Origin of the sequence: Flavobacterium sp. W21_SRS_FM3 (assembly GCF_052113625.1) — a bacterium.
Taxonomy (GTDB): Bacteria; Bacteroidota; Bacteroidia; order Flavobacteriales; family Flavobacteriaceae; genus Flavobacterium.
On sequence record NZ_JBGQOD010000001.1, the window covers coordinates 520,727 to 542,373 of the forward strand.

19 protein-coding genes are annotated in these 21,647 nt (G+C 33.1%); 4 read left to right on the top strand and 15 right to left on the bottom strand.

Annotated elements, in window-relative coordinates; genetic code table 11:
• Positions 1-129: 129 nt before the first annotated feature.
• A complete protein-coding gene (locus tag ACEN2K_RS02365; RefSeq protein ID WP_441757704.1) occupies positions 130-957 on the bottom strand; it encodes a mechanosensitive ion channel family protein in 828 nt (275 codons plus the stop codon).
• A 252-nt stretch (positions 958-1,209) separates the two neighbouring features.
• On the bottom strand, positions 1,210-3,624 hold the full coding sequence (locus ACEN2K_RS02370; RefSeq protein WP_441757705.1) for an efflux RND transporter permease subunit: 2,415 nt from the start codon (positions 3,622-3,624) through the stop codon (positions 1,210-1,212).
• Between the two features lie 204 nt (positions 3,625-3,828).
• Between ACEN2K_RS02370 and ACEN2K_RS02375 the strand changes: the two genes are divergently transcribed.
• The gene (locus ACEN2K_RS02375) at positions 3,829-6,105 is read left to right on the top strand and encodes a cation:proton antiporter domain-containing protein (protein WP_441757706.1); all 2,277 of its coding nucleotides are present in this window, start codon (positions 3,829-3,831) and stop codon (positions 6,103-6,105) included.
• A 2-nt stretch (positions 6,106-6,107) separates the two neighbouring features.
• Complete coding sequence (locus tag ACEN2K_RS02380) at positions 6,108-6,437, top strand: DMT family transporter (protein WP_441757707.1); 330 nt, start codon at positions 6,108-6,110, stop codon at positions 6,435-6,437.
• Here ACEN2K_RS02380 and ACEN2K_RS02385 read toward each other — a convergent pair.
• The 9 genes from ACEN2K_RS02385 to ACEN2K_RS02425 form a co-directional block, all read right to left on the bottom strand.
• Positions 6,434-8,929 (bottom strand): DUF5686 family protein, encoded by a 2,496-nt coding sequence (locus ACEN2K_RS02385; RefSeq protein ID WP_441757708.1) that lies wholly within the window; start codon positions 8,927-8,929, stop codon positions 6,434-6,436. The genes ACEN2K_RS02380 and ACEN2K_RS02385 overlap by 4 nt on opposite strands.
• A gap of 207 nt (positions 8,930-9,136) precedes the next feature.
• The gene (locus ACEN2K_RS02390; RefSeq protein ID WP_441757709.1) at positions 9,137-9,598 is read right to left on the bottom strand and encodes a hypothetical protein; all 462 of its coding nucleotides are present in this window, start codon (positions 9,596-9,598) and stop codon (positions 9,137-9,139) included.
• Positions 9,577-9,762: a hypothetical protein gene (locus ACEN2K_RS02395; RefSeq protein WP_441757710.1), complete on the bottom strand. Its 186-nt coding sequence runs from the start codon at positions 9,760-9,762 to the stop codon at positions 9,577-9,579. The genes ACEN2K_RS02390 and ACEN2K_RS02395 overlap by 22 nt, the downstream gene beginning before the upstream one ends.
• 260 nt (positions 9,763-10,022) lie before the next feature.
• Complete coding sequence (locus ACEN2K_RS02400; RefSeq protein WP_441757711.1) at positions 10,023-10,505, bottom strand: hypothetical protein; 483 nt, start codon at positions 10,503-10,505, stop codon at positions 10,023-10,025.
• A 320-nt stretch (positions 10,506-10,825) separates the two neighbouring features.
• Complete coding sequence (locus tag ACEN2K_RS02405; RefSeq protein ID WP_441757712.1) at positions 10,826-11,302, bottom strand: SprT-like domain-containing protein; 477 nt, start codon at positions 11,300-11,302, stop codon at positions 10,826-10,828.
• A gap of 71 nt (positions 11,303-11,373) precedes the next feature.
• Positions 11,374-11,589, bottom strand: a complete 216-nt coding sequence (locus tag ACEN2K_RS02410; protein ID WP_441757713.1) for a hypothetical protein — start codon at positions 11,587-11,589, stop codon at positions 11,374-11,376.
• 780 nt (positions 11,590-12,369) lie between these two features.
• Entirely contained in the window at positions 12,370-12,933 is a 564-nt protein-coding gene (gene frr / locus ACEN2K_RS02415; RefSeq protein ID WP_441757714.1) for a ribosome recycling factor, read from the bottom strand.
• 76 nt (positions 12,934-13,009) lie between these two features.
• The gene (gene pyrH, locus ACEN2K_RS02420) at positions 13,010-13,717 is read right to left on the bottom strand and encodes a UMP kinase (protein WP_441757715.1); all 708 of its coding nucleotides are present in this window, start codon (positions 13,715-13,717) and stop codon (positions 13,010-13,012) included.
• Positions 13,718-13,785: 68 nt separating this feature from the next.
• The gene (locus tag ACEN2K_RS02425; RefSeq protein WP_441757716.1) at positions 13,786-14,565 is read right to left on the bottom strand and encodes a patatin-like phospholipase family protein; all 780 of its coding nucleotides are present in this window, start codon (positions 14,563-14,565) and stop codon (positions 13,786-13,788) included.
• Positions 14,566-14,674: 109 nt separating this feature from the next.
• Here ACEN2K_RS02425 and ACEN2K_RS02430 point away from each other — a divergent pair, with 109 nt between their 5' ends.
• Positions 14,675-15,298: a thioredoxin family protein gene (locus ACEN2K_RS02430; protein ID WP_441757717.1), complete on the top strand. Its 624-nt coding sequence runs from the start codon at positions 14,675-14,677 to the stop codon at positions 15,296-15,298.
• 539 nt (positions 15,299-15,837) lie between these two features.
• Here the strand turns inward: ACEN2K_RS02430 and truB are convergent.
• The 4 genes from truB to ACEN2K_RS02450 all read right to left on the bottom strand — a co-directional run bounded on the left by truB (position 15,838) and on the right by ACEN2K_RS02450 (position 18,497).
• Complete coding sequence (truB, locus tag ACEN2K_RS02435; protein ID WP_441757718.1) at positions 15,838-16,530, bottom strand: tRNA pseudouridine(55) synthase TruB; 693 nt, start codon at positions 16,528-16,530, stop codon at positions 15,838-15,840.
• Complete coding sequence (locus ACEN2K_RS02440) at positions 16,530-17,315, bottom strand: undecaprenyl-diphosphate phosphatase (RefSeq protein WP_441757719.1); 786 nt, start codon at positions 17,313-17,315, stop codon at positions 16,530-16,532. Before ACEN2K_RS02440 ends, truB begins: the two co-directional genes overlap by 1 nt.
• Complete coding sequence (locus ACEN2K_RS02445; protein ID WP_441757720.1) at positions 17,316-17,558, bottom strand: DUF3098 domain-containing protein; 243 nt, start codon at positions 17,556-17,558, stop codon at positions 17,316-17,318. It lies immediately after the preceding gene.
• A gap of 63 nt (positions 17,559-17,621) precedes the next feature.
• Entirely contained in the window at positions 17,622-18,497 is an 876-nt protein-coding gene (locus ACEN2K_RS02450; protein WP_441757721.1) for a cell division protein FtsX, read from the bottom strand.
• 161 nt (positions 18,498-18,658) lie between these two features.
• On the opposite strand from ACEN2K_RS02450, the gene leuS reads away from it, so the two are divergent.
• Positions 18,659-21,541 carry a leucine--tRNA ligase gene (gene leuS / locus ACEN2K_RS02455; RefSeq protein WP_441757722.1) on the top strand — a complete coding sequence of 961 codons (2,883 nt, stop codon included), beginning with the start codon at positions 18,659-18,661 and terminating at the stop codon, positions 21,539-21,541.
• Positions 21,542-21,647: the final 106 nt, after the last annotated feature.

Genomic DNA, 21,647 nt, shown 5'->3' on the forward strand with positions numbered 1-21,647 from the left:
GCGTATCATCAAAATTAATACTATTGCCTCAATAAAAAAAGCTTCCCATTTTTAGAAACGGAAAGCTTTTTTATGAAATAATTTATTCGATAAACCAGTAATGAATCAGCATGCTATCGCTGTATTCTTTTATTGTTTTTGAACATGAACATCCATTTGAGGAAAAGGAATGTTGAGGTCATAATCTGGGAATTTTGTGTATGCTTTTTCATTCATATCAAAGAATACGCCCCAGTAATCAGCACTATCTACCCAAACACGAACAGCAAAATTTACTGAGCTGTCTGCCAATTCAGAGAGTCCAATAAAACCAGCGGGGTCTTTTAAGATTCTTTCGTCTTCCGCTATAAATAAATTAATCGCTTTTTTAAAGTTTTCGACATCATCACCGTAGGCGATTCCAAATGTCCAGTCAACTCTTCGCAAAGGCTCAGCCGAATAATTGATAAGCGCCCCTGTAGAAAGAGGACCATTAGGAATAATTACTAATTTTTTATCTGGGGTGTTTAAAAGTGTCGAAAAAATATTGATCTCTTTTACTGTTCCTGAGAAACCTTGTGCTTCAATAAAATCACCAATTTTAAAAGGTTTGATAATCAAAATAATGACACCTCCAGCAAAATTTTGAAGGGTTCCAGATAACGCTAAACCAACAGCCAAACCAGCGGCACCAATAATGGCAACAAAAGAGGTCATTTCGATTCCTATCATTCCCATTACCGTTATAATAAGTAAAGCTTTCAAAATGATGTTTGTCAAACTCTTTAAAAAAGGTACGAGAGATTGGTCTATTGATGATTTTGCTAATGACCTACCCACCGCTTTAGTAAGCAACTTAGTAATCCACAATCCTACAAAGAGTACAAGGATTCCTCCCAGTAGTTTGGGTGCATATTCTATGGCAAAATTTATTATTTTATTTAAGTAATCGTCTACAACTACAACTTGTTCCTTCATTTATTTTATCTTTTAAGTTCTACTCATTAGGCTTTTCGATTTCGCCCCGTTTTTTGAGTGGTAACTGGACTCCACTTTTAGAGTGAAAATTAATACCGCACCATATATTACTAGATTTTATGGTCTTATAATGGCATTATTCCAAATATACATTTTTAAAAATAAACCACAAAAATTTCCGTTTTAGGAATAAAAAAAATCCCGCTTAAAGAGGCGGGATTTTTGAAAACGAATACTATTTTGAAAGCTGACTTAATTTATTTGTTCTAAATCGTCCTCTTCGTCCATGTTGCTTAGCACATCAATTTTTGGTTCAATAAACTCTTGCTTGTTAGCTAACGATTTATTTAATGTTAATACTAAGCACGGCAATAACATTAGATTTGATAACATTCCAAAGGCAAGTGTAATTGCAATTAACCCGCCTAGTGCTACCGTTCCTCCAAAGTCTGATAACATAAAAACAGAAAAGCCTGCAAATAAAACCACAGAAGTATAAAACATACTAATCCCTGATTCTTTTATTGTAGCAAAAACGGATTTCTTAATTTTCCAATTATTGTGTGTTAGTTCCTGTCTGTACTGAGCTAAGAAATGAATCGTATCATCTACCGAAAGTCCGAAGGCAATACTAAACACTAATATAGTGGATGGTTTCAGCGGAATACCAAAATAACCCATTAATCCCGCAGTAATCATCAATGGCAACAAATTAGGAATTAATGAAACCACAACCATCTTAAACGAGCGAAACATGAAAATCATTAACAATGAAATCAACAATACGGCAAATAATAAAGAGGTAACTAAGTTATCTAATAAGTATTTGGTTCCTTTTTCAAAAACCAATGCTTTACCCGTCATGACTACATTGTAGCGGTCTTTTGGGAAGATTTTATTGGCTTTAGCCCAAAGTTTATCTTCGATTTTAGCCATATTCCCAGTGCCAATATCCCTCATGAAAGTGGTAATTCGAGCTACTTGTCCCGTACTGTCCACATAGCTTTTCATAATGTTATTCTTGCTGTCCTTTGTGGCATTTTTAGCATAGCTTAGAATGAAACTTTGCTCTTGCGAGCTTGGCAATTCATAATATTCTGGATTCCCATTGTAATAGGCTTGTTTTGAATATTTAACTAAATTTAGAATCGAAATAGGCTTAGAAAGTTCTGGAATCTCTTCAATGGTTTTTTGAAGATCATCCATTTTTCTTAACGTTGACAATTTCATAACGCCTTTCTTTCTCTTGGTATCTATGGTGATTTCAAGAGGCATGATTCCTTCAAATTCTTTTTCGAAAAATAATATGTCCTTATAAAAACCTGTATTTTTAGGCATGTCTTCAATCAAACTTCCCGAAGTTTTAATCTTAAATGCACCAATGGTACTCACTAAGAACAAAAATATAGCTACAAGATAAACGTGGCGGCGATTGTATTTTACCGTTTTTTCAATCCACGATATAAAGGTGTTAGTGTAATTGCGATTCAAATGTTCTAAGTGTTTCTGCTTAGGAACGGGTTGGTAGCTATAATATATTGGGATAACAATTAAACATAAAAAGAAAAGGGCAATAATACTCAGTGAGGAGATAATACCAAATTCTTTTAAAAGCTCACTATTGGTTATGATAAAAGTGGCAAATCCAGCTGCCGTAGTTAAGTTGGTCATCAAAGTAGCGGTTCCTACTTTGGTAATTACCCTTTGTAAAGCACGCGCTTTATTACCATGAGCACTGTATTCTTGCTGGTATTTATTGGTAAGGAAAATACAATTAGGTATTCCAATTACGATAACTAATGTAGGTACTAGCGCAGTAAGTACTGTTATTTGATAATGGAATAATCCTAGAAGACCAAAGGTCCACATCACGCCAATAACCACAATTAAAATGGCTATCAAAGTGGCTCTGAACGAGCGGAAAAAGAAAAAGAATATTATAGAAGTAAGCAATAAAGAAACGCCAATAAATAAACTAATTTCATTGAGAATGCTCATTGCGTTTAACGTACGGATATAAGGCATTCCCGAAACGCGTAAATCGATGCCAGTCTCTTTCTCAAAAGCTTCTATCTTAGGGATGAAATCCTTTACTATATAATCTTTACGATGTGAGGTATTGACAATCTTCTTGTCGAGATAAATAGCGGACCGAATCGTACCATTTTTTTTATTAAAAAGTAAGCCTTCATAGAAAGGCATGTTTTGAAACAAGTCCTTTTTGATGCCTGTTAAATACGCTTGGGTATTGGTTTTATTAGAATCTACAAAAGGAATCAATTCAAATGTTTGCAAAGAATCATTTTTTTTCAATTGCTTCAAATCGTTAATTGAAACAACGAGATCTATTTCCTTTTGGGCTTTTATTTCAGTCATTAACTTATTCCAAGCAGCAAAGGCTTTTGGAGTAAAAAAAGCATCATTTTTGACCCCAACAACAATCAGGTTTCCTTCTTCTCCAAATTTGTCTAAAAAGGCATTGTATTCTTTATTGATATTATTGTCGTCCGGAAGAAGGTTAGCTTCAGTAAATGAAAACTGAATGTTTTTCCATTGTAAAGCTAAAAAAAGTGTTATAATTAGTATGAGTCCAAGTATAACGATTCTGTTTTTAAGTACGATACGGGCAACAAATTCCCAAAACCCTACTTTTAATTTCTTTTTCATAAATGTAATAAAAATGGGTGCAAATGTAGTGAAAACCACCGCAAAAGCCATTAATTATTCGATTCTTTTTAATGCGTTTGTCTTTTATAAGTCGTTGTTTATTTTGCTTTTTAAATCCGATTAAAAATTAATTTTCGACATGTAAAACATATTGGAGAATTTTACATCTTTGTGTGATTTATAAAATTAATACGCTGCTGTAAAATGGATTTAAAAAAATACAAAAACACCTTGTTTTATTTAAGTGTAACCGGTGGTTTCTCAGTATTGATATATTGGATTATTAGCAAAGGGAAAAAGCTAGAACGAGCAGAATCTCTGGTTGTTAATGAGGGTAATCGCAGCTCCTGGGATGACTTTATTTTATCCATGCAGCAAAACTATCAAGATCCATTAGCCATCTTATTGGCACAAATTGTCACGATTATTCTTGTAGCAAGACTTTTTGGTTGGATATTTAAAAAAATTGGACAGCCTACAGTTATTGGAGAAATTATAGCCGGAATTGTTTTAGGGCCTTCTTTAGTGGGAATGTATTTTCCAGAATTTTCTGCTGCACTGTTTCCTGTTGAGTCATTAGGTAATTTAAAGTTTCTTAGCCAGATAGGTTTAATTCTATTCATGTTTGTGATAGGAATGGAGCTAGATATAAAAGTATTAAAAAACAAAGCCAGCGAAGCTGTAGTGATTAGTCATGCTAGTATTGTGATTCCATTTGCACTGGGAATAGGCCTGTCTTATTTTGTCTACAATAAATTTGCCCCTGAGGGAGTCGAGTTTCTGTCGTTTAGTTTGTTCATGGGAATTGCTATGAGTATTACTGCCTTTCCTGTGTTAGCTAGAATTGTTCAAGAAAGAGGCATTCATAAAACAAAGCTAGGAGCCATTGTGATCACCTGTGCTGCTGCAGATGATATCACCGCTTGGTGTTTGCTTGCTGTAGTAATTGCGATTGTAAAAGCAGGCGATTTTATAGGTTCGTTCTATGTTATTTCACTGGCTTTCCTCTATGTACTAGCAATGATTTTTATTGTTAAACCCTTTTTGAAAAGAATAGGGGATTTGTACGGTTCTAAAGACAGTATTGGTAAACCTGTTATGGCTATATTCTTTCTGTTCTTGATATTGTCGTCTTATGCAACAGAAGTAATTGGAATTCATGCCTTATTTGGTGCTTTTATGATGGGATCCATTATGCCAGATGTGTCTAAATTCCGAATGATATTCATAGAAAAAGTGGAGGATGTTTCCGTTATTCTTTTACTGCCGCTGTTTTTTGTGTTCACCGGTTTAAAAACAGAAGTTGGTTTAATTAACGATCCCTATTTGTGGAAGGTTACGGGAGCCATCATACTGGTAGCAGTAGTGGGTAAGTTTTTAGGTAGTGCCTTAGCCGCAAGATTTGTTGGGCAAAACTGGAAAGACAGTTTAACCATCGGTGCTTTAATGAATACCAGAGGGTTAATGGAACTTATCGTTTTAAATATTGGTTTAGAGTTAAAAGTGTTAACACCAGAAGTTTTTACGATGATGGTAATTATGGCTTTGGTAACAACGTTTATGACAGGTCCAGCTTTAGATCTAATTGATTTTGTTTTTAAAAGTAAATCGAATGCTGATGAAGAGGAACTGGTTAATGATAATAAATACCGAATTTTAATTTCCTTTGGGAACAATGAAAAAGGAAAGTCGCTGCTGCGATTAGCGAATAGCTTAACTAAAAAGCAGCGAAATAATTCAAGTGTCACTGCGATGCATTTGTCATTAAGTGATGAACTCCATACTTTTAATATGGAAGAAAAAGAAAGGGAGAGTTTTGAGCCCATTTTTGAAGAATCAGAGTTGTTGAATTTAAAAATCAATCCTATATTTAAGGTAACCATAGATATAGAAAATGAAATTGCTGATGTAGCAAACCAAGGTGAATATGACTTGTTGCTTGTAGGTTTAGGGAAATCTATTTTTGAAGGCACCTTACTAGGGAAAGTGGTTGGGTTTACTACTAGAATTATCAATCCAGATAGATTGTTAGATAAGTTCACTGGTAAAGAAGGTTTATTTGAAAACTCTCCTTTTGATGAAAGAACCAGGCAGATTGTTGCAAAAACTAAAATGCCTTTGGGGATTTTAATTGATAAAGAATTTCAAAATATTGATCGTGTTTTTATTCCTGTTTTTAAATCGGAGGATTCTTTCTTAATTGATTATGCCCAAAAATTAATCAACAATAACAATTCAAAAATCACTATTTTAGATGTGAATGGTCACGTGAAAAACAATTTTGTGATTCAGAGTGCCGTCAAATCTTTGGAACAAATACATCCTAATAACCTGACTATTCTGGAAGAGAAAATTGTTGATCTGGCATTCCTTGATAAACAAGACCTAATGCTTATCAGTCTCGAAAGTTGGAAATCGCTACTAGATTCTGATAGTGATTGGCTAATTGGCGTCCCTTCTGTATTAATTATTAAACCCTAATTATGAATTGGATATTGTTAATCATTGGCGGCTTATTTGAAGTAGGATTTGCTTCTTGCTTGGGCAAAGCCAAAGAAACAACTGGAATCGAATCTACGTATTGGATGGTTGGATTTCTAGTTTGTCTTAGTATCAGTATGCTGTTATTGTACAAGGCAACACAGGAACTACCCATAGGAACAGCTTATGCTGTTTGGACGGGTATTGGTGCAGTGGGAACTGTATTAGTAGGTATTTTTGTATTTAAAGAGCCAGCTACCTTCTGGAGAATATTCTTTTTAACGACATTGATAGCTTCTATAATTGGGTTAAAATTTGTTTCTAGTCATTAGAGTCCTAAGTTCAAAACAAAACTTAATTTAATAGCAATATTGTCTTCAAACCGGCTTAATTGATTGGGGCCGTATCGATAAAAAGCAGTTAATCCAAGACCGTTAAAAATCTGATTCAGTTCGATACCAGATTCAAAATATCCTTTATTTAATGTTTTATAGTTAAGACCTACATGCTGCTCTGGTTTTTGTAAATCCCCCCATGCCATTCTAGAAACTAATACCAGTGCCGGTTTCACTTTTTTCATAATGCTAATGCGTTTAAAACCATGTTTAAACTGGAAATAGACAAATTCACTTGAGAAAAACTCATTAAAATACATGGTTTCAAAACTGTTTTTTCCTGCAAAAGTTATGCGCTGTATGATGCTCTCTTTAGTAATATTATTAGGCGAAGTGTTATACAAATGAGTCAAGGGTAAATCACCCAAAGCATATCCGGCTTCAAAGAGCAAGTTGGTTTTCTGGCCGTTCAAATACTTCTTTTCAAACTCTGTTTTAAAATCAAATTTGCTAAATTCAAAATCATTAGCTGCAGTTTTAGGTAAAGATTGTGTGAATTGGAAAGTGAATTTAGGAAAACGTTTCTCTACTTCGATTCTTCCTATAGGGGTTTGCATGTAATCGCTAAAAGGGCTCCATTGTAATGAAACCATCGCTGTGGTCATGACGTACTGAGTATATAATTGACCATTTAAGTTGAAAGCATAGTTAAACTTGGGTTCGATCACGGAACGGGAAATTTCCCAAATACTTTCAGTTTTAGGAATCAATTTTGTTTCTAAATAGGTTTTCCAACTCACATAATTATAAAAGGTACTGATGTTTATGGGTCTGGGGTCGTATAGTTTAAAAGGTTTTTTATCAATTAAATACTGGGTATGAGCAATTTCACTTACGTCATCAGTATAGGAAATACCTAACCAAGTATTTGATAATTTATCAGTTCGGGCAGCTATGCCAGCATTGTATTTAAAGTCATTGTCTTTAGTTCCATAGGCTGTGTATCCATTTATTCTGAAATTTTTTGAAAACTGTTCATTGGTAATACCACCAAAACCTAATCGAAATCCTTCGTAATTATTGTAGCTAAAGACTTTTCTTAAATCCATATCAAAAAAGCCCAACGGTAAATAACCGTTAATTATTTTTCGACCAAAACGCAACCGACTCGCAATTCTTCTTTTTACCGCAATACTGTCTAAGGCCAAATAGGTTTTTTGACTTCTCAAGTCTAAACTGTCTTTTCTAAAAATGTTCCAGAATTGTTCCGGCTTGTTAATAGCGTCTTCTTTAATTTCGACTGCTATAAATTTATTTTTAAATGCTAAAGGGCTGTTGTATTTAAAATCAAAATTACTTGTCTCTGATAAGAGATAGGTATAATCTGAAGCTGTTTTTTTACGAGTTTGAAAGTTATCTTCCATATCCCCATCAAACTGAATGGTACCTCCTAATATTTTGATATCGTCGTCATTCTTCCCTTTTACAATTTTAAAAGTTTTGCTTTTGGGAAACCAAATATTTTGCTGAGGTACAAATTCAAATTCATGAATACCACTAATATCCATAACGCCTTTGATGCGCATAATGGCCTTAGCAACAGCGTAGTTATTCTGATCAATATATAATACACCTTCTAATCCTGCTGCTTTACTTTTCTTTTTGTTTTTGAAATAAATCATGTATGAACTACGTCCATTAATAGCAACAGTATCTAGTAGTTTATAGTAGTAATCGCTAAGCGCATCCTTTGCAATCGGACTATTGTAATTGGTTTCAAAAAGTTCGTAGCTGTTGTCATAGACAGAAAAGGACTGCAGGTTAAATCCTAAAATTTCGTAGATAGGTTGTTTGAAACCAGCCATTTTTGTTCCTAAAATGGTTTCTTTTAACCTATTGTCTTGAAACTGATATTGAGAAACTTTTTCTGTTTGAAACAAATGTTGTTTGCTAATGAGTTCCTTGAATTTATAGCTAGAAGAATCAATTTTAGAAAAGGTTTTTCCAATAGATTTTTGAACAAAAACAGAATCGATTGTTCCACTCACTGAATCCGGATTAGCGGTAACAATCAATTTGTTGTAAGATTTAAACTCAAAGCTGCTGAGCCTTTTTTGAGGGTTGTTGTTGTCTTTTAAACGGATCACTTCTTTAATAATTGTTAGAGCAGGGTTTTCTGCATTTACAACTACTTCATGCAAAGCATCTCTTTGTTGCGTTAGGGAAACCGCATAATAACTTTTGTTTGCTACCACAGCAACTGTGTTTTTTACATAACCAATATAAGAAATAGTAAAGGAAGTAATTTCATTTTTAGAATTTAAGCTAAACTTTCCATCGACATCTGTAATGTTGTTGCTACCATTGTTAGTAGTAACAGTAGCAAAAGGTAATGGTAGATTTGTCACAGATTCTTTAACAATTCCGTTGACTTGAAATTGCGCCTGAAGTGTAATGGTAAAAAAGAAGAGCAAAAAAAAATGCTTCATAGAGAGTGTTTATTTCAAAACGGAAACAAACTCGTTTTGTTATGACAAAAATAGCAATAAAAAATCCGTCTTATTTCTATAACAAGACGGATTTTATTATTGAATAGCTGTAAGCTTATACTTTCATTATTTCGGCTTCTTTTGTCACAAGGAGTTCGTCTACTTTAGAACTCTAGATTTAATGCGGGTAGACTACTAATTATTAAATCATTCGATACTCTGTTCGTAAAAGCCTGAAACTTGAACTTCCTTTAGTTTTATTTTAAAACAACCTATGTCATCTTTATCAATTAAAAATACTTTTTTGTTATCAAATAATTTTGTTGCTTCTCTGTAGTTAAATTTTTTTAAAAAAGGATAACTAACCATTATATCCTTATTTTCCTTTATAAATTTTCTTCTTTTGATAATAATTTGATTAAAGCGATTATCATCGTGTTGAAACCATATTGTTTGATAGATATGATTTTTACTTAAATAAGTGAATGTATATATGTAATTATCAAGAGGTTTTTGTTGATTATAGATTATAGTCCTATCTTTTTTAAAATATACATAAACTGTATCTGATAGCTTTATTTTCTCTAAACTTTGAGAATAAATAGTATTAGACACAAATAGTGTAATAATAAAAATATATTTAATGATTAATGAAGAGTTGATGCGCATAGTTTTTTATATTGATTGTAATTATTCATTTTTTCTGTGTTTACAATAGTTTTAATTTCTCCATCAGGGAAAAAAGTTCCTATTTCATTTTGAAAAAAGGCGCAATCTTGCAAGCCACCTAATGCTATATTATCTAAGCAGTCTTTCCAATTAAACGCTACCATTGTTTTGGTAGCGGGATGATTTGGAAACAAGATTGTTTTTGATATATCTATATCATAATCAGTACTAACTAATTTGCCTTTTACTTCCGTAAGTACATTAATTATTGAAAGTATTATAAAATCATCTTGATTTTAACTTCATATAAAGCCGTTGTTTTTTTTGCCTCTTTTTTCTTAAAATTAGGCCTAATCAGCATTTAGTAATCTGTTTTAAAATTATCATTTTCTTGCATTTCAATTCTGGTCTATGCAAAGTTTTGCTATTCAATTGGTATTAAATGTTCTCTACTTAAAATAGTAACTTCTACGCACTTAATTTTAAAACAACGAATATTGTCATAGTCAATTACATATATTTTTTTTTTTGCTAATAATAGTTTTTCTGATTCAAAAAAACCTAAACTATTTAGATAATCGTAATTTATTACGATGTTTTTATTTTTTTTTATGAATGATTTTTTTATCAACTTATTTTTTACACCTAGAGAGTAGTTATAAAGAGTAAAATATTGTTTTTGTTTTACATTTTCAACATCGAAAAATAAACTGTAATTATAATTTTTTGAATTTATTTGAGCTAAACTTTTTATTTGATTTAAATTGTTTTTTTTGAAATAAATATAAAGGGTATCTGATGAGTTAATTTTATCAAAATCTTGACCATGTAGATTTATAGGAAAATACAAAATCGCACTACAAATAAGATACCTACTGATTTTTCTAATGGATATAAATTTGAACATAATTGTTGTATTGGTTATAATAATTCATTTTAAAAACATCTATTGCTTTAACAATAGTCTCACCTGTTAAAGCATTTTCTGTGATTGTCCCAATTTCATTTTGGAAAAAAGAACAACTCTATAAGCCTGATAGTGCTAGATTGTTTAAACATTCATTCCAGTTAAATGTTACCATTGGTTTGGTAGCTGGATAATTTGGAAACAAAATTGTTTTTTGATATATTTATATCATCTTCAGTACTAACTAATTTGCCTTTTACTTCCGTAAGTACTTTAACCATTGTAGGTAACATAAAATTATAAATAAAATTATGTTGGTCTTATTGGTCTTGATTTCCATTAAAGCAGTTGTGTTTTTCATTTATAAGATTATATAGATCCAAATTATTTAAGTTAGAAATGCTTATCCCTTGATCACCATCACAAAGTTTTACATTCAGGTAGGCATGAATACACTCATGCAGAATGGTTTTGGCTATTTCCATTTTGTTTGCACTTTTCAAAAAGGCAGGGCTTATTGTAATTAAATTTAAAGTAGGATTAGGCAGATCGGTATTTGTATTAGCATTTGCTCCATTTGTAATTGTTCCAATTTCAAATTTGACATTAAAACGATTGTTGTCTTTAAACAAATCTATAAAAAATTTCTTAAATTCAGGAGCATTTAGCAACTCTGTATAGATTTCATTAAATTTCTTTCCCTCTGTAGTTGTTGTGTCAATAGTTGAAGTAATTATGTTCCTTGGAGAATACAATGAGGCAAGTATGTCAAATTTTTCACGAGTCTTATCGTACATTATTTGTGATATAATTTGAGAACCACTTCCTTTGGTTTCATCTGTAGGGTTTAGTTTTAAATATGTTATAATTAGTTTTTATTAGCATCATTTAATGGATTATCCCGCCATATTTTTTGTTCAGGATTTAAAAGTTGTTCCAATGCAAATAATTCATAATCTGCATTAGCACCACCGCCTAAACCATCAGAGGTGTTTATGAATTCACTTGGGACTGGCCCGCTGTTGTCGTAGCTACTAGAGTGGCAATCTTGATCGAATCCTATAAATTCGTAGTATGTATGCATCGTTAACCCCGACCCCGACCTCGCTTGTCTCGCCCAAGCTGTGATCACCACCGTTAGTACAATTATGATTTATGTAGGTGATTGTAGTAGTATAATACTCTACTGTTTTTGCTGTAGTAGATTCAGTTTTTTTGTAATGTTGACCGTTTAAGAATCTACTCTCAGATCTTGTCTTTTGTTTAATTTTTGAGTATTTTTATTTTTCCTGAAAATGTTTTTTCATTAAATGAATTAATGGGCGTGTCGGGAATGTATTTTATGTAGCCGACCTTTTCTATACTGTCTCTTTCATTAATTACATAATACAAAAAATAGTTTTTTTCAAAATAGCTGTTGACCAGCAAAAGATAGGTTGTGTATTCGTTTCCTTTGACTATTTTGGTGAACTAGGTTTCTGTTTTTTTACAATTTTTTTCAATCAGGCTTTCTTGAATTTAGATTTAAAAGTTTCCTTTTCCTATGCTGTGGTTCAATTATGAATTGTTTTAAGAATATTGTTGATACTTATCTTCTCCGTGCTGATATAAGGCTTCTTGGTAGGCTCCATCAGGATTTCTGTAGAATCACATTGAATAAACAAGAAGAAAGTAGAATTTTTGGAGTTTTCAAATACAATTGTATTTAAGTTAATTGAAAATATAAATGTAGAAATTATATTTTAATTAACGGTTTTTTTATATAAATTTATATTGATTGGTAATTAGATTAGTGTTATAAAAAATAAAGCCGAAGATTATCTTTTGATAATTTCGGCTTTAGTATATTAAGAAATGTGTAAGCTTACACTTTCATTATTTCGGCTTCTTTTGTCACAAGGAGTTCGTCTACTTTTTTGATAAAGCTGTTCGTTAAATTTTGAACTTCATCTTCAGCACTTTTACAGATGTCTTCTGATGTTCCGTCTTTTTCTAATTTTTTGATTTCCGTATTAGCATCTTTACGAGCGTTTCTAATACCTATTTTAGCATCTTCAGCTTCTACTTTAGCTTGTTTTGCTAAATCACGTCTTCTATCTTCTGTCAAAGGCGGTACGCTAATGATAATTAAATCACCATTGTTCATTGGGTTGAATCCTATGTTAGCAATCATGATCGCTTTTTCAATAGTTTGCAGCATGTTTTTTTCAAAAGGCTGCAACGTTATGGTGCGGGCATCTGGCACACTTATTTTTGCTACTTGAGATAAAGGCGTTGAAGATCCGTAATAGTCCACAAAAACACTTCCTAGCATAGCTGGAGAGGCTTTCCCTGCACGAATATTTAAAAATTCTTTTTCTAAGTGCGCAATAGAACCTGACATTGATTCTTGAGTACTGTCTAATATAAATTCAATTTCTTCGGTCATTTTTATCTTATTTATTGTTGGGAAACTCTGTTTAAGTATTCAGCTTTAAAATTAACTGAAGCCTAAATAAAGTTAACTATATATTTACTACGGTTCCTATGTTTTCTCCTTCACAGATTTTTTCAAGATTTCCTTGCTTGTTCATATCAAAAATAACGATGGGAAGTTTGTTCTCTTGACTTAATGTAAAAGCAGTTGTATCCATTACATTCAATCCTTTTTTAAGGACATCTTCAAACGAAATACGGTCAAATTTTAAAGCAGAAGCATTTTTTTCAGGATCGGAGTCATATACTCCGTCAACACGTGTGCCTTTCAAAATTACATCAGCATCAATTTCTACACCACGCAACACAGCTGCAGTATCTGTTGTAAAATAAGGATTTCCGGTTCCTGCACCAAAAATTACAATTCTTCCTTTTTCAAGGTGGCGTACTGCTCTTCTTTTAATATAAGGCTCAGCAATTGCTTCAATTTTTAAAGCAGTTTGCAAACGGGTCAACATTCCTTTGTCTTCTAATGCACCTTGTAAGGCCATTCCGTTAATAACCGTTGCAAGCATTCCCATATAATCGCCTTGCACTCTATCCATACCATTGCTGGCTCCTGCAACTCCTCTAAATATATTTCCTCCACCTATAACAATGGCGATTTCTACCCCTTTGTCGTGAATCTTTTTGATTTCTTCGGCATACTCGGCTAATCTAACAGGGTCAATACCGTACTGTCTTTCGCCCATTAAAGCTTCGCCACTTAATTTCAGAAGAATTCTTTTATATTTCATGTGTATGTTGAGTTGATTTGTGCAAATATAGTCATATTCTTTTTTTTTGAAATAGTGTCGCCTGATTTTTATAAATTTAGTTTTTCATATGATTTTTTAGCGGCATCATATCCAATCTTAAAAATAGTTTCCATTTTTATTTTATTCATTTCAAAAGTACTGAACGGGCTTAACTCTTTGGGTTCTATTACCCAGTCACAAATATTGAATTTTTGCAGGTTGGAGTTTGCTGATAAAATATCAAAGGCTCGGGTAGTAACGGATCGAATAGAATTCAAATCTTTGGCTTCAATTTTTTGTATTGGACTCACATAAACGCCAATAATAGTGTCACATTGTCCTTGCAAAACATCTGTGGGGAAGTGGTTTAAAATTCCACCATCACTAAAGGGTTCTCCGTTAATTTCAAATGGCGATATAATTCCTGGAAATGCCGAGGAGGCTAAGATAGCATCTATTATTTTAGTATCGGGTTCAAATATTTTCAAGCGACCACGCACCATATCAGTAGCTGTGATTTGAATAGGAATTTTTAAATCGCTTAATGTAGCTTCTTCAAAAATGGAGTGAAAATGCATTTTGAATGATTCAGAGTCAATTAAACCTGCTTTTCTAAAGGTAAAATGCCTCCAGTGAAATAAGTAAATTGATTTAAAGAAATCTAATATTTCTTCTGGAGTTTTACCCCAAGCGTACAAGGCTCCTACAATTGATCCAGAGCTGGTACCTGCTATTCTACTAGGTCTAATGTTTTTTTCTTCTAAAAATTTAATGGCACCTGCATGTGCTAATCCTTTGGTTCCGCCCCCTGATAAGACTAAGCCAATTGATTTTGTATTTAAATCCATTTGTGTGTATTTGAATGTTATAAAATTACACTTTTTGATTATGTGTAAGTGATATAACAGCAATTTAAAAAAACTATTTCGCTAACTTTACCTTAAATAACAATTAACTATGAAAATTTCAATAGCCAAAGCGCTCTTCAATAGCCATTCGTATTCAGAATATAGAAAATTAGTGTCAGATTTACTTCGTATCGAAAAATCTACAGGTGATGTGCAGTCAAAAGAATTGACGCATTACAGTAGTTTAAACGATACGCGTATGAATCGCTTAGAAAAAACTTTAGTTGTTCCTGAGGAAATAGCTGCTAAACTAAAGGAATTAAATGGAGAATATATCTGGTTAGTTATTTCAGAAGGATGGTGCGGTGACGCTGCACAATTGTTGCCCATATTCGATAAAATGGTGACTGAATCTGATGGTAAAATTGAAATGAAAATCGTTTTACGCGATGAAAATGAGGAATTAATGAATTTGTTTTTGACGAATAAAGCTAAATCTATTCCCAAACTGATTGTTATCAATAAAGAAACAAGTGGTGCACTAGCCCATTGGGGACCTAGACCTAAAGGCGCCGCTGATTTAATTGCTAATTATAAGAAAGAACACGGAGTTCTTGATGAAAAAGCGAAAACAGATTTGCAATTATGGTATTTGCATGATAAAGGTTTGACTACTCAGTTAGAAATTATTGATATGATGCTTGATCTAGACAAAGACATAATTACAAGCTAATTTTTTAAATCCTTAGACTACATTATTAATTTCTGTTTGGTTAATATAGTGTATATGATTGTAGCATGGAGATGTTATGGTTATAAATTGAAGAGTGATTAAAAGTCTTCGATGACTACTGCTTCTTATCTAATTTTTAAATATTTGTATTGTAAATTTTAAAAATGGTTTGAATACAAGAGGATTGTAACGATATAGCATTTAGTTTTATCATTCAAAAAAGGAAGTATTTGACTGTTAAAACTAAATTTGTTTTGAAATTAAAAATGTTGTATATTGCTGACTGCTAACCAAGTCTACTATTTGATTTACTTTTTAATGGTGTTTAACTATTGTATCACAATTTAAAAAACATCCTTATGAAAAAGTTATTTGAAAAATTTTATGATTATTTATCGAAAATGTTATTCGGAGGTGAAGAAGTAATACATTATTAATTATATAATGTAATTAATTCAAGTCGCCAATATATTTTTGGGAAGCAATTTATTCTCAATAAGAAACACATTAGTTGTATAATTATACTGCTGCTGTGTTTTTTATTGTGTTAAGCCCTCTTCAAATAGCGTCACATCTGTTGCGTCTAACACATTATAGTCCCCAATTTTTGTTCTTCTTAAGGCTGTAAGGTGTGATCCAGACTGCATGGCTTTACCAAAATCATAAGCTAAAGACCGGATGTACGTACCTTTACTACACACTACTCTAAAGTCAATTTCAGGAAGGGCTATCCGGGTAATTTCAAATTCGTGTATCGTTGTTCTTCTACTGGCGATTTCTACTGTTTCTCCAGCTCGAGCGTGCTCGTATAAACGAACACCATCTTTTTTAATAGCTGAAAAGATAGGTGGTTTTTGATCAATTTCTCCTAAAAACTGTTTTACAGTTTCGTGAATCAAGGCATCATCAATATGATCTGTTGGGAATGACTCGTCTACTTCGGTTTCTAAATCATAAGAAGGGGTTGTAGCTCCAATAAAGAAAGTTCCGGTGTATTCTTTAGCTTGTCCTTGAAGTTCTGAAATTCTTTTGGTAAATTTTCCAGTACATACTAATAATAGACCAGTTGCTAATGGATCTAAAGTTCCTGCATGACCAATTTTAAATTTCTTTGGAAGACCTAATTTATTAATTAAAGCGTATTTTAATTTATTCACCGCTTGAAAGGAACTCCATTTCAAAGGTTTGTCTATTAATAATATTTGTCCGTTTAAGTAGTCTTCTGGAGTCATTAAATAATTGTCAGAGGATGAATGAAATAATGGATAATCAGTAATATAATTCCCGCTGCAATACGATAGTAACCAAAAATCTTAAATCCTTTTTTACTCAAAAAATCAATAAAGCTTTTAATAGCTAACAATGCTACTATAAAAGCAATTATGTTTCCAATGATTAATAAGTTAATTTGCTCATCGGTTAGTACAAAACCGTCTTTGTAGTAATCATAACATTTCTTTGCAGTTGCTCCTAACATCGTAGGAACGGCAAGGAAAAACGAAAATTCAGCTGCAGAGGTGCGCGCTAACTTTTGAGACATACCTCCTACAATGCTTGCTCCAGAGCGTGAAACTCCAGGAACCATTGCTAAACATTGGAAAAAACCAATTTTAAGAGCTTTGCTATAGGTGATTTCTGTTTCTTCTGAATTGTTGAACCAGTCATCGACCTTTAATAAAATGATTCCACCTACTAAAAGAGAAATGGCTACAGTTACGGGACTTTCAAGAAGTTCATCGATCTTGTCGCTAAATAGTAAGCCTAAAACCACAGCAGGGATAAAAGCCACTAATAATTTAAAGTAAAAATCAAATGTTTGAAAGAAACGTTTGAAGTACAAAACCACTACCGAAAGTATGGCTCCTAATTGAATTACAATTGTAAATAGTTTGGTAAAATCATCTTGAACAATTCCAAAAAAGGAAGAAGCGATAATCATATGTCCTGTCGAGGAAACGGGTAAAAATTCAGTAATTCCTTCAATAATAGCAAGAACAATAGCTTGTAGTGTATTCATTTATCCTTTTTTTGGATTTTTTAATATGGCATAAATTGTAATTCCGAAACCAATTAAAACGGTTGTTGGAGCTAATCTAATTCTTCTGAAGTTAAAGATGTCTTCGCTAAAAACATTGGGATCATCACTTCCTCCGCCTGACATTAATATAAATCCAAGGACAATCACACCAATTCCTATAAGAAGAATTTTGTAATTGATATTTTCGAAAAGAAATTGTTGCTTGTGGTCTTCGTTTTTCATTGCGGCTGAATTTGTTTCAACATCTTACAAATGCTGAATTAAGCTATTTTATTAAGCTGTAAATTAATATAAATCGTCTGTTCTTAAATTCAAAAAACGTTGCGTTGCAAAATGAGTGCTCAACCAAGTTATTAAAACTCCAATTCCAAAAACACCTAAAAGAACAAAACCAATAAGCGCTTTATTGTCTAATATGCCTAGGTCAGGGAATTTTGTTTCGACATAAAACAAGACACCAATAAGTGCTATTATTGCTAATACGGCACCTAGAATTCCTAGTTTAATGCTGCGCATTACAAATGGTTTTCTAATAAATGATTTGGTTGCACCTACCATTTGCATCGTTTTTATAATAAAACGGTTTGAATGTATCGATAAACGTAGCGAACTGTTGATTAATAAAACGGCGATGAAAGTTAAGAATCCGCTGATTATTAAAATCCACATACTTACTTTTTTAATATTGTCATTTACCAAGTTAACCAGTTGTTTGTCATAAACTATGTCAGAAATCATTGGGTTTTGACGCAGTTTAGTCTCGATTTTGGCAATGCTGTCTTTCTCTACATAATCGGCTTTTAAGTGGATGTCAAAAGAGTTTTGCAATGGATTTTCGCCTAAAAACGTCATGAAATCTTCACCAATAATATCAGTATGTTGTTTTGCTGCCTGCTCTTTAGTTACATAAACAGTAGATTTAGCATAGGGTGCTTTTTTTAATTCAGCTCCAAAAGATTTTAAGATACTGTCGTTAGCTTCATTTTTAAAAAATACCGTCATGGCAATTTTCTCTTTAAAATCATTTGCTAATTTTTGAGAGTTTATAATGAACAATCCTAATATTCCCAACAGAAATAAAACCAAGAATACACTTAGTACTACTGAAAAATAAGAAGAAATTAATCTGCGTTTTTGAAATTTATCAAATGAAGAACTCATAGTTTACTTTAATTATGGGGTAAAAATAATAAAGAATTTCTTTATTTAAAGTTAATAACGTCCAAAGTTTCAACTTTCGTACAATAAACGTAAATTTGTCGCTTTATAATTCAGGAGTGAAAGGCTTAGAAACTTTGTCACTTTGTAACTTTGTCACCTAAATGAAATACAATCCGAACGAAATAGAGGCCAAATGGCAGCAATATTGGGCAGAAAATCAAACTTTTGCCGCTTCAAATAATTCTGAAAAACCCAAACATTATGTTCTAGACATGTTTCCTTATCCATCAGGAGCTGGACTTCATGTGGGGCATCCGCTGGGGTACATCGCTTCTGATGTGTACTCAAGATATAAAAGACATCAAGGCTTTAATGTTTTGCATCCCATGGGTTATGATAGTTTTGGTTTGCCAGCTGAGCAATATGCTATTCAAACAGGGCAGCGTCCAGAGGACACTACACGTGTAAACATCGATGGAGGTTCAGATAAAGAAGGAAATAAAATTGCGGGTTACCGTAAACAATTAGATAAAATAGGTTTTTCATTTGATTGGAGTAGAGAAGTACGAACTTCAAATCCTGATTATTATAAGCATACACAATGGATTTTTATTCAATTGTTCAACTCTTGGTATAATAAAAACAGCGACAAAGCCGAAGATATTTCGACTTTAATAGCAATATTCGAAAAAGAAGGAAATGCTAATGTCAAGGCGGTTTGCGATGATGACATTGTGCCTTTCACTGCTGCCGAATGGAATGCTTTCGCAAAAGAAACTCAAGAGAAAATCTTGTTACAGTACCGATTGACGTACCTAGCAGAAACAGAAGTAAACTGGTGTCCAGGATTAGGAACTGTTTTGGCTAATGACGAAATTGTAAATGGAGTTTCAGAACGTGGTGGATTCACCGTGGTTCGTAAAAAAATGACACAATGGAGCATGCGTATTTCAGCTTATGCTGAGCGTTTGTTGCAAGGACTAAATGATATTGATTGGAGCGAAAGCATCAAAGAAAGTCAAAGAAACTGGATTGGAAAGTCTATAGGAGCAATGGTTTCTTTTAAAGTCGAAAGTCAAAAGTCAAAAGCCGAAAGTGAGCAAAGATATATAGATGTTTTCACGACACGTCCTGATACAATCTTTGGGGTAACGTTTATGACATTAGCACCAGAGCACCCTTTAGTTCAAGAAATTACAACTCCAGAATATGCAGATAAAGTTAATGAGTATATTTTAGCATCATCTAAACGTTCTGAAAGAGAACGTATGGCCGATGTAAAAACCATTTCGGGAGTGTTTACTGGTGCCTATGCAGAACATCCTTTTACTAAAGAGCCTATTCCGGTTTGGATAGGGGATTATGTACTGGCAGGATATGGAACTGGTGCTGTTATGGCGGTTCCATGTGGTGATGAGCGTGATTACGCTTTCGCGAATTTCTTTAAAGGACAAAGCGGCATGCTAGACATTAAAAATATTTTCGATAAAGATATTTCAGAGGCGGCTTTTGGTGCAAAAGAGGGTTTTCAATTAGTAGATTCTGATTTCTTGACAGGTTTAGGGTATAAAGAAGGAACTAAGAAAGTAATTGAAGCATTAGAAAAATTAAACCAAGGTTTCGGAAAAATCAATTATCGTTTGCGTGATGCGGTGTTTTCTCGTCAGCGTTATTGGGGAGAGCCTTTTCCAGTATATTATGTAAATGGATTGCCACAAATGATTGATGCGCAACATTTACCAATCATTTTACCAGAAGTAGAAAAGTACTTACCTACCGAAGATGGTTTGCCTCCTTTAGGGAACGCTGCAGTTTGGGCTTGGGATACAACAACAAATAAAGTGGTCAATACGGATTTAGTAGATCATACAACGATTTTTCCTTTAGAGTTGAACACCATGCCAGGTTGGGCGGGTTCATCTTGGTACTGGATGCGTTACATGGATGCTAATAATGAAACTGAATTCGCTTCGGCTGAAGCCTTGAAATATTGGGAATCTGTAGATTTGTACATTGGTGGTAGTGAGCACGCAACGGGTCATTTATTGTACTCTCGTTTTTGGAATAAATTTTTAAAAGACAAAGGTTTTGCACCTACCGAAGAACCCTTCAAAAAGCTGATCAATCAGGGAATGATTTTGGGAACAAGTGCTTTTGTTTATCGAGTTGAAGGAACTAATAGATTTATTTCTAAAAACAAAATAGAAGGACAAAATGTGCAACCAATCCACGCAGATGTTTCAATGGTTAATTCATCAGATGAGTTAGATGTTGAAAAATTCAAAGCATGGAGAGAAGATTATAAAGACGCTGAATTCATTTTAGATGAAAACGGAAAATACATAGTAGGTCGCGAAGTAGAGAAAATGTCTAAGTCGAAATACAATGTAGTAACTCCAGATGATATTTGTAATGAGTACGGAGCAGATACTTTGCGTTTGTACGAAATGTTCTTAGGACCATTAGAGCAGGCGAAACCTTGGAATACAGCAGGTATTTCGGGAGTGTTTGGATTCTTGAAAAAACTATGTCGTTTGTATTTTGATGAGCACAACATGATTGTGACTGATGAGGCACCTACAAAAGACAACTTAAAAACCTTACACAAAACAATTAAGAAAGTAGCAGATGATATTGAGAATTTCTCTTTCAATACTTCGGTTTCGCAATTTATGATCTGTGTGAATGAGTTATCTACTCAAAATTGTCATTCTCGTGCTATTTTAGAGCCGCTGGCAATTGTGATTTCGCCTTATGCGCCGCATATCGCTGAAGAATTATGGAGTCTGTTGGGTAATACAGGTTCGATCGCAACGGTCCCTTTTCCAGCATTCGAACCCAAACATTTAGTAGAATCTGAAAAAGAATACCCAGTTTCCTTTAACGGAAAAATGCGTTTCACTATTAAGTTGCCTTTGGATTTAACCAAAGAGCAAATTCAGGAAATCATAATGAAAGATGAAAGAACGATCAAACAATTAGAAGGAAGAACGCCTAATAAGGTGATTATTGTTCCTGGTAAAATTATTAATTTGGTTGGCTAAGCAATAGGAATACATACTATTTAAAAATCCAAACTTCACATTATGTGGGGTTTGGATTTTTTATTTGTGGCAATTTATGGGATGCCAAATTGACATTTTATAAAAT